The 9,280-nt window shown below is 61.5% G+C and carries 7 protein-coding genes and 1 pseudogene; 6 read left to right on the top strand and 2 right to left on the bottom strand.

What is annotated here, in order from left to right:
• From AC52Q4_RS04785 to AC52Q4_RS04760, 6 genes and pseudogenes are all read left to right on the top strand, one after another.
• Positions 1 to 223, top strand: a pseudogene (locus AC52Q4_RS04785) (LysR family transcriptional regulator); the annotation flags it as partial.
• A 15-nt stretch (positions 224 to 238) separates the two neighbouring features.
• Positions 239 to 700, top strand: a complete 462-nt coding sequence (locus tag AC52Q4_RS04780) for an NUDIX hydrolase (protein WP_495535665.1) — start codon at positions 239 to 241, stop codon at positions 698 to 700.
• A 102-nt stretch (positions 701 to 802) separates the two neighbouring features.
• A complete protein-coding gene (gene mnmA, locus AC52Q4_RS04775; RefSeq protein WP_495535664.1) occupies positions 803 to 1,927 on the top strand; it encodes a tRNA 2-thiouridine(34) synthase MnmA in 1,125 nt (374 codons plus the stop codon).
• Positions 1,914 to 2,528, top strand: a complete 615-nt coding sequence (gene hflD, locus AC52Q4_RS04770) for a high frequency lysogenization protein HflD (protein ID WP_495535663.1) — start codon at positions 1,914 to 1,916, stop codon at positions 2,526 to 2,528. The genes mnmA and hflD overlap by 14 nt, the downstream gene beginning before the upstream one ends.
• Before the next feature lie 158 nt (positions 2,529 to 2,686).
• Entirely contained in the window at positions 2,687 to 5,443 is a 2,757-nt protein-coding gene (gene acnA / locus AC52Q4_RS04765) for an aconitate hydratase AcnA (RefSeq protein ID WP_495535662.1), read from the top strand.
• A 288-nt stretch (positions 5,444 to 5,731) separates the two neighbouring features.
• Positions 5,732 to 5,887, top strand: coding sequence for a hypothetical protein (locus tag AC52Q4_RS04760; RefSeq protein ID WP_495535661.1), 156 nt, complete (start codon positions 5,732 to 5,734; stop codon positions 5,885 to 5,887).
• A 64-nt stretch (positions 5,888 to 5,951) separates the two neighbouring features.
• On the opposite strand, the gene AC52Q4_RS04755 is transcribed toward AC52Q4_RS04760, so the two are convergent.
• Positions 5,952 to 8,141: a malate synthase G gene (locus AC52Q4_RS04755; RefSeq protein WP_495535660.1), complete on the bottom strand. Its 2,190-nt coding sequence runs from the start codon at positions 8,139 to 8,141 to the stop codon at positions 5,952 to 5,954.
• Positions 8,142 to 8,559: 418 nt separating this feature from the next.
• Entirely contained in the window at positions 8,560 to 8,943 is a 384-nt protein-coding gene (locus tag AC52Q4_RS04750) for a UPF0158 family protein (protein WP_495535659.1), read from the bottom strand.
• Positions 8,944 to 9,280: the final 337 nt, after the last annotated feature.

Here is a 9,280-nt window from a genome sequence, read left to right as displayed (position 1 = left end):
CAGCAATCTCTGCCTGTCCGGCTCGGAGAGGGTCGCCGTTCGGCCGCTACCGGAGATCTTCCCCAAACGGACCTACGGCGTGATGGTGCGTCATGGCAAATTCCTCTCGCTGCAGGCCAAACGGTTTATCGAGCTGATGCGCCCCGAGCTACAGGCAAGCGGGCAATCAGGAGCCGTGGCGTTTCCGGATACGAACGTGTTCATCGCCGCCGATGAGGCATGATGCCCGGAGTCAACAATGAGCCTACGACAGGCCGTATGGAAACCGCACGTGACCGTCGCTGCTGTAATCGAGCACGAGAACCGTTTCCTGATGGTCGAGGAATCGGCCGACGGGCGAAGGGTACTGAATCAACCGGCGGGGCATTTGGAACCGGGCGAAAGCCTGCTAGAGGCCATGGTGAGGGAAACTCGGGAGGAAACCGGCTGGTTGGTCGAGGGACTTGCGCTGGTTGGTGTCTACCGCTGGCTCCACCCGGATCAGGATAAGACGTTCCTGCGAGTGACCTTTGCCGCGCGCGCGATTTCTCACGATCCTTTCCAATCCCTCGACGAGGGTATCTACTGCACTCACTGGCTCAGCTTCGAGGAACTCGACGCGGCGGCGCAACGGCTGCGCAGCCCCCTGGTACTTCATTCGGCCACGGATTATCTCGCCGGCCGGCGTTATCCGCTCGAGTTGCTCCGTGATTTGGGCTAGGCAGGCGTGCACGACACGACAAATGCCCGTGTGCTAGATTTAGATTGAAAATGTATTTCATATAACCCTTTGCAATGAAGCCGGTCGAAAGTTGAGTGGATAATGGAGCAGCGCACGCGCTACATCGTCGGTCTTTCCGGCGGCGTTGATTCTGCCGTCGCCGCACTCCTGCTCCTCGAACAAGGCCACGATGTTCAAGGCCTTTTCATGCGCAACTGGGAGGAAGATGACGCCGCCGCGCTGTGCAACGCCGAGCAGGACGTCGCCTATGCTAGGCAGGTATGCGATCGGCTGGGAATCCCGCTGCATGTGGCAAGCTTTGCCCGCGAGTACCGAACGGAGGTATTCGACCGCTGCCTGCGCGAATTTCGCCTGGGGAAGACGCCGAACCCGGATATTTTATGCAATCGGCGGATCAAGTTTCACGCCTTTACCAAATATGCGCGCCGCCTAGGCGCCGACTTTGTCGCCACCGGCCATTATGCCCGTAATATCGAGCGCCGGGGGGCCCATTACCTGCTCAAGGCCGAGGACGAAACCAAGGACCAGAGCTACTTTCTCTATACGCTGGGCCAGGACCAGCTTGCCGGCGCGGCGTTTCCGCTTGGCGAGCATCGCAAGTCCGAAGTGCGTGCTCTGGCAGAGCAGACTGGATTCGACAACTTCGACCGTAAGGACAGCACGGGTATTTGCTTCATCGGCGAGCGCGACTTCCGCGCTTTCCTTAGCCGCTACATTCAGCCGAGCCCCGGTCCCATCGAGACGCCGCAAGGCGTCATCTTGGGCGAACATCAGGGAATCAGCTTCTACACCCTGGGGCAGCGCCGGGGGCTGGATATCGGCGGACATGCGGGACACTCGGGCGAGCCTTGGTATGTCGTCGGCAAGGATCCCGCCGCGAATCGCTTGATCGTTGCGCAAGGGCACCACCACCCGTTGCTGATGAGCGCGGGCCTGGAAGCAAGCGATCTGTGCTGGGTCGCTGGAGAGCAACCGAGCACACCGCTGCGCTGCTCGGCCAAAACCCGCTATCGCCAACCCTCCCAAGGTTGCGTCGTAGAGGCCATTGCCGCCGATTGCGCGCGAGTCGTCTTCGATCAGCCGCAGCGGGCCGTGGCGCCAGGACAGTCGGTCGTTTTCTATCGCGACGAGGTGTGCCTTGGCGGTGGCATTATTCAGCGAACATTTCCCTGGCAGGTCTTTGAAACCCACTATGGAATCGCCTGATAGCGAACAGGTGCTGGCGTTGGCGGGAACGGTCCAAGCCATCACACAGGTCCGGCAAATCGCTGTGCACGGACGCTGCGAGCCGGGTCATGCCGAGCCTTGTATTCGTGCGCTGCTGGGAATCTATCATGACGACGCCGCGGCGCTGTACGGCGGCCGAGAGCGTCTGCTGCCGGGGCTGCAGTTACTGGCGGAGCATCTCGCGCACCCCAGTGAGGTGCAGCTCACCCGCTATCTGGTGGCCGTGCTGCAGCTGGAGCGCAAGCTCACCGCGAACCGCCGGCGCTTCCGGAAGGTGGTGGACGGGGTGCGTCGCGCCAGCGAACAAGCGGCGTACTTCAGCGCTCTGCACGATAACGTCATTCGCAACCTGGGGGGTCTGTATACTGAGACGGTCAGCTCGATTAACCCGCCGATCGTCATCAGTGGCAAGCACGCCCATTTGGAAGACCCGCACAACGCGGCACTGATCCGAGCGCTGCTGCTGTCGGCCATTCGCGCCGCCAGCCTCTGGCGGCGCGCGGGCGGCAGTCGTCTGCGACTCATTTTCTTTCGTCAGCGCCTCATCGCCGAGGCCCAGCGACAGCTGGCGACCTCCTGAGGGCTGCAGCGCGCCGAGACAAGAACACCCGCCGGCGCGGTCCGCTGTGCAATCAACGCGGGAAGCGCAACACTCAGTGGTAAAGTAGTCGCAACGCCGAGTAACGCCAAGCAGCGGCGAATACGGGCGCAAGCCACGACGAGGGAGGGAAACAAAACATGCACAACAGCTTCAACACGCAATCCACCCTCACGGTGAACGGCGATGCCTATCAAGTCCATCGCTTGGAGGCGCTGCAGGACACACACGACATCGATCGTCTGCCCTATTCGCTGAAAATCCTGCTGGAGAATCTCCTGCGCAAAGAGGATGGCAAGCACGTCGGAAAAAGGGACATCGAGGCGCTGCTGAGCTGGGACCGTGCGGCAGAGCCCGGCGTGCAGATCGCCTTCGCACCGGCTCGCGTGATCCTGCAGGATTTCACGGGCGTGCCGGCGGTGGTCGACCTCGCCGCAATGCGCGAGGCCATGCAACGCCTTGGCGGCAAACCCGGCCTTATCAACCCGCTGGTGCCGGCTGACCTCGTGATCGACCATTCGGTCATGGTGGATTACTTCGCGAGCCCCACCGCCCTCAAGCGCAACACCGAGCTCGAGTTCCAGCGCAACGCGGAGCGCTACCAGTTCCTGCGCTGGGGTCAGAAGGCGTTCGATAACTTCCGCGTCGTGCCACCGGACACCGGCATCGTCCATCAGGTCAACCTGGAGTATCTGGCAAGCGTCGTATTTACCGAGACGCGCGCGGGTACGACCTTCGCTTACCCTGACACGCTCGTGGGCACCGATTCCCACACGACCATGATCAACGGTCTCGGCGTGCTCGGCTGGGGGGTGGGGGGCATCGAGGCCGAGGCGGTCATGCTGGGCCAGCCCATCACCATGCTGCTGCCGCAAGTCATCGGCTTCAAGCTCACGGGGCAGTTATCCGAGGGCGCCACAGCCACCGATCTGGTCCTGACCGTCACGCAGATGCTGCGCCGAAAGGGGGTGGTCGGCAAATTCGTCGAATTCTATGGCGACGGTCTGGACCACCTGCCGCTCGCCGACCGCGCGACCATCGCGAATATGGCGCCGGAGTATGGCGCAACCTGCGGTATTTTCCCGATCGACCGGGAGACGCTGCGCTACCTCGAGCTCTCCGGCCGCCCTCAGGCGAGACTCGAGCTGGTAGAAGCCTACGCCAAGATGCAAGGGCTATGGCGCGAAGCCGGCAGCCGCGAGGCCGACTACAGCGACGTACTGGCATTGGACCTCGGCTCGGTGGTCCCGAGCATCGCGGGCCCCAAGCGCCCTCAGGATCGCATCGCGCTGACGAACGCTCGGCCCGCCTTTCTCGATACGCTGCGCAAGGAACTGGAGGCGAGGCATGCCCTACCCGCCAACCGCGATGAGGAGCGTTTCGCCTCGGAAGGCGGTGACACGGCGATCGGTTGGCCGGGTGGGCACGAAACCGGCGCCTCCGAAGTCGAGCTCGGTACCGATAGATTTCTGCTCAAACACGGAGCCGTGGTCATCGCCGCCATAACCTCCTGCACCAACACCTCCAATCCGGCCGTGCTCATCGCCGCGGGACTGCTAGCCCAAAAAGCCAACCGGCTCGGATTGAAGGTAAAACCCTGGGTCAAGACGTCGCTGGCACCGGGTTCCCAGGTCGTTCCTGCCTATCTGGAGAAGGCGGGTCTACTCGACGATCTCGAAGCACTCGGCTTCAATGTTGTGGGATTCGGCTGCACGACATGCATCGGCAACTCCGGCCCGCTGCCCGATGCCATAGCGCAGGCGATTCGTGAAGGCGATCTCGTCGTAGCCTCCGTCCTCTCGGGAAACCGCAATTTCGAGGGCCGCATCCATCAGGACGTGCGCGCCAACTATCTGGCATCGCCACCGCTGGTGGTCGCATATGCACTGATCGGCTCCATGGCAAGCGACCCCTACCACGAACCGCTCGGGGTGGACCGCGACGGCAACAGCATCTATCTCAAGGACGTCTGGCCCACGCAAAATGAGATTGCCGAGCTCATGGAAGGGAATATCTCGTCGGCCTTATACCGGGAGCGCTACGCTGATGTGTTCACGGGCAGCGAGATGTGGCGCGAGCTACCGGTGCCGGAAGGCGAAATTTATCAATGGCCGGATTCGACCTACGTCAAGCACCCGCCCTTTTTCGAGGACATGGAGCGGGAACCGTCGCGCCCGCCGGTGATCGAAGGCGCGCGTTGTCTGGTCATGCTGGGCGATTCCATCACCACCGATCACATCTCTCCGGCCGGCGCCATAAAACCGGACAGCCCGGCCGGGCGCTACCTTCTCGAGCACGGCGTGGCACCGAAGGATTTCAATTCCTACGGCTCGCGCCGGGGCAACCATGAGGTCATGATGCGCGGCACTTTTGCCAATATTCGCCTGCGCAACAAGCTCGCCCCGAACACCGAGGGGGGCTGGACCACGTACTTCCCGGACGGAACACGAATGAGCATTTTCGACGCTGCCAAACGTTATCAGGAAGCGAAGGTGCCGCTGGTGGCGTTGGCCGGCAAGGATTACGGCGCGGGTTCTTCACGCGACTGGGCGGCCAAAGGCACCAAGCTGCTCGGCATCCGCGCGGTGATTGCCGAGAGCTTCGAGCGCATTCATCGGTCTAACCTGGTGGGTTTCGGCGTGCTGCCGCTGCAGTTCCGCACCGGGGACAACGTCGAGCAACTCGGTCTGTCCGGGACGGAGACGTATTTCATCACCAGCCCGGATGGCGAACCGCAAACCTTGCCCGTCAAAGCGGTCAGCGACGACGGCAAGGTCACCGAATTCGAGGTGGCGGTACGCATCGATACCCCGACCGAATGGGACTACTATCGTCATGGTGGCATCCTGCATTTTGTGTTGCGGGAACTCGCCCGAGACCAGGGCAGACCGAGTTGACACCAACCGGGCGCGCGGTCAGTCAATACCGCGCAGCCTGTCCGGGGCGGGCCAGTGGTGCATGGCGCAACCGTCGCATTATTCTTAAGGAGCGATTTCGCCGGGCCCGTGCTTACGAGCCGCAAAAAACCGGCGGACGCTTCAGCTGATCGCTATTACCAACGGACGGGCAACGGCGGATTGACCTGCTAGCGTTAGGTTCGCCGGAATGCCGGTGAAGCTGACGGGTGATGTAAAATCGGTTTTTGAGCAATTCACTTTTCAAGCCTTGCCAAACTGGAGACGCCCATGGCAAAACGACAGCCGCCCCGCCGCCTTATCACCAAGTCCTTCGGCCTGGCCGCGTTCATCTCCGCGGTCGCTGCGACTGCCTATATCATCTGGATCGGGGTGACCGGGCAGCCGATTCCGCGCTGGTTCTTAATGCTGGCGACGATCTTCTAGGCGTATTCTGCGGGCTAACCTATGAGCCAGAGCGATACGCATCCCCTCGCTGCCGGCGGTGGACTCAGTGACCGTATCTTTTCTTGGCCTCCCGACGGTGCCGATGCAGTAACGGCTCGGTGTATCCGTTGGGCTGCTCCCGCCCCCTGAAGATCAAATCGCAGGCAGCTCGAAAGGCGATACTCTCATCGCAACGCGGCGCCATGGCCCGATAGCTCGGGTCTGGCGCATTCTGACCATCTACGACCTCGGCCATGCGCTCCAGCGTCTCCCGTACCTGGTGCTCGGAGCAGATACCATGGTGTAGCCAGTTGGCAATGTGTTGGCTCGAAATGCGCAATGTGGCCCGATCTTCCATCAGCCCGACATCGTGGATATCCGGCACCTTCGAGCAACCGATCCCCTGATCCACCCAGCGCACCACATAACCGAGAATGGCTTGGCAATTATTGTCGAGCTCCTGCTGAATCGCCGTGTCCGTGAGCCTTTGATCGCCCAGCAGAGGTATCTCCAGGAGATCGTCGAGGCAGGGCCGTGGCCGCGCCGCCAACGCCTGTTGCCGGTCTAGCACATTCACGCGATGGTAGTGGATGGCATGAAGCGTCGCGGCCGTAGGCGAAGGGACCCAAGCACAGCTCGCTCCGGCAAGCGGATGCTGGCTCTTGCTCGCCATCATCGCCGCCATTTCGTCCGGCCGCGTCCACATGCCTTTGCCTATCTGTCCCCGGCCCTGCAACCCGACCTCGAGACCGATGGCTACATTCCAGTCCTCATAGGCTTTGAGCCAGGCGGCTTGCTGCATATCGGCCTTGCGCGCCATGGGTCCCATTTCCATGCTTGTGTGGATCTCATCGCCCGTGCGGTCCAAAAATCCCGTGTTGATGAAAATGATTCGCTCCCTGGCGGCGCGGATGCATTGCTTGAGGTTCAGTGTCGTCCGTCGCTCCTCGTCCATCACCCCAAGCTTTAGCGTGTGGTGTTGCAAACCAAGGGCATCTTCAATTCGATCGAAGAGCGCACAGGTAAACGCCACCTCCGCCGGTCCATGCATCTTGGGCTTCACGACGTAGATGCTGCCGGTACGGGTATTGGCGTAACGGCCCTTGCCGCGCAGATCATGGCTTGCGATAAGCGCCGTCATCAGGGCATCGAGGAAACCCTCGGGGATCTCCTCGCCATTACCGTCGAGCACCGCATCGGTGCTCATCAGATGGCCGACGTTGCGCACCAGCATCAGGCTGCGCCCAGGCAGCGTCAGCGTGCCGCCTGCCGGGGTGGTATACCGACGATCGGCATGCAGACGCCGTGTGATGGTGCGACCCGATTTGTCTACGTGCGCCTCCAGATCCCCTTTCATCAGGCCGAGCCAATTGCGGTACACCACGGTCTTGTCCGCGGCATCCACCGCCGCGACGGAATCCTCGCAGTCCTGTATCGTCGTGACCGCCGACTCGAGAATAACGTCTTTGACCCCGGCGCTATGCTCGCGGCCTATCGGGTGGTTGCGGTCCACCAGGATTTCCAGGTGCAAACCGTGATGCTGCAACAGCACGACCGCCGGTTCGGCGCCACCGACGTAGCCCACGAACTGCTCGGTGTGCTGTAAGGCCGTTTCACTGCCGTCGCTGAGCTGAATCCGCAGTTGCGCCTTGCCCTCACCCGCCTCATGCAGGGCGTAGGCGATTGCATCACGATGTCGGCCGCGCGCTAATGGCGCGATCTCGTCGAGCAAGTCGGCAGCATAGCGCATGACCTCGGCGCCGCGCCGCGAATTGTAGCGCTCGCCACGCTCGAGGCCCGCCTCCTCGGGTATCACATCGGTGCCGTAGAGCGCATCGTAAAGACTGCCCCATCGGGCATTGGCGGCATTGAGCGCATAGCGGGCGTTGTTCACCGGCACGACCAGTTGGGGCGCCGCCACGTGCGCGATTTCCGGATCGACATCGCTCGTGGTGATCTGAAAATCCGCGCCCTCCGGCAGCAGATAGCCGATCTCCTCGAGGAAGCGCCGATAGGCTTTGCGCTCGTGCGGCTGGCCGAAGTGCGCTCTGTGCCAATCATCGATCTTCGCCTGCAGCTCATCGCGCTCGGCGAGCAATTCGCGATTGCGCGGCCCCAAATCCGCGACGATACGGGCGAGCGCCGCCCATAGCGATTCTGGATCATAGCCCAGCGCCGGCGTTACCTCCTGCGCAACCAGATCGTGGAGCGATTTCGCGACCCGCAGCCCTCCGACCTGAACTCGTTCCGTCATTGTCGAAATCCTCGCTCACCGGGTAGCCGGGTGAAATTCCACTGCCAAGGCACTACGCCCGGAGCAGGCGTTCAGGCCCGCGGGCCGCTACGCGTCAAGACCCTGGCTCAACGCACGGTGACATAACACCCGGTTGTTCCCAATAGTGGTTTTCCGGTCAGGGCACGAGTGAGTCGCAGCGAAGTGCGCGGACATTCTCGGGCTGCTCGTCACAGCGGTTTGCTTTCCAGAGGCCCACGTTTCTCGAGCACCGAACGTTGGCCGGGGGGCGGCGGCATGAATCCCCGCCAGCGTCCGGGTTGAGTCGAGATAACAAGCCGATCGATCGATCTAGAGGAGTTTCCGAGAGCCGTCGAGACACCCGGTTGCGGGCCGGCTTCCATTGCCGTCTTGGGCCAGAGCCACCGCCGAACAAAGCTCAGGCGTGGCTCTTGGACTCGACATAACTGATATCATAGGAGTCCAGGACCTCGGCAACCAGATCTCGTATCGCCTCTTCCCGGAATTGCTTCCACTCCTCGGCGACGCCCTTGGCCTCGACCAGATCGTTGAAACGCGCCGATGCCTCACGACCGCGTATCGCGTTCACCAGGCTCTCCCGCAATTGCGGATCATCGACTGTCTCGCAATATTTCTCCATCAAAGAGAATTCCACGCTCGCCTTGTTCGGCAAGGCGACGGAGTCCTCCGAGGTCACCACTTCCTTGACCTTAGGCAAAAAATCTTCCATCAACCAATCAGCGAGCTCACTCGCCTCTTCTTCGTTGAGCGCGATCCGTGCCTCCCGATCCGTTATGGTCATTTGATCTCCGGTTCTGCGATTGAGGTATATCGTCCAACCCTCTTGCAGCCCTTCGATTTCTGCCACGAGGTGTTGCAGTGATACTGGGAGTGCCATGTCAGTAGATCCTCTTGATCAGACGCTAACGTTTCATTTACCCAAATGCCGGCGGTGCCTTGCGAACTAGGAGTCTGCGCCGTAGGAGCTCGGTGAGCGATGACCATTCTGGCGCAGATTTCCGTTCATAGAATTGTTGCTCCGAAGAATCAGTCGGTGGTGCGGGGTAGTTGAAGTTCTTCTCAGGTAGATAGACGGAGCCTGCTCCGTTTATCTCATCCGAACTCGATCAGCGGCCGCA

It is taken from the genome of Nitrococcus sp. (assembly GCF_059432795.1).
Note: the sequence above shows the minus strand (reverse complement) of the source record. Positions and strands in the feature narration are given on the sequence as shown.

Bases quoted from the DNA above. Each gene is read 5' to 3' on its own strand.
- AC52Q4_RS04780 (WP_495535665.1), top strand. From the start codon at position 239: ATGAGCCTACGACAGGCCGTATGGAAACCGCACGTGACCGTCGCTGCT.
- mnmA (WP_495535664.1), top strand. From the start codon at position 803: ATGGAGCAGCGCACGCGCTACATCGTCGGTCTTTCCGGCGGCGTTGAT.
- hflD (WP_495535663.1), top strand. From the start codon at position 1,914: ATGGAATCGCCTGATAGCGAACAGGTGCTGGCGTTGGCGGGAACGGTC.
- acnA (WP_495535662.1), top strand. From the start codon at position 2,687: ATGCACAACAGCTTCAACACGCAATCCACCCTCACGGTGAACGGCGAT.
- AC52Q4_RS04760 (WP_495535661.1), top strand. From the start codon at position 5,732: ATGGCAAAACGACAGCCGCCCCGCCGCCTTATCACCAAGTCCTTCGGC.
- AC52Q4_RS04755 (WP_495535660.1), bottom strand. From the start codon at position 8,141: ATGACGGAACGAGTTCAGGTCGGAGGGCTGCGGGTCGCGAAATCGCTC.
- AC52Q4_RS04750 (WP_495535659.1), bottom strand. From the start codon at position 8,943: ATGACCATAACGGATCGGGAGGCACGGATCGCGCTCAACGAAGAAGAG.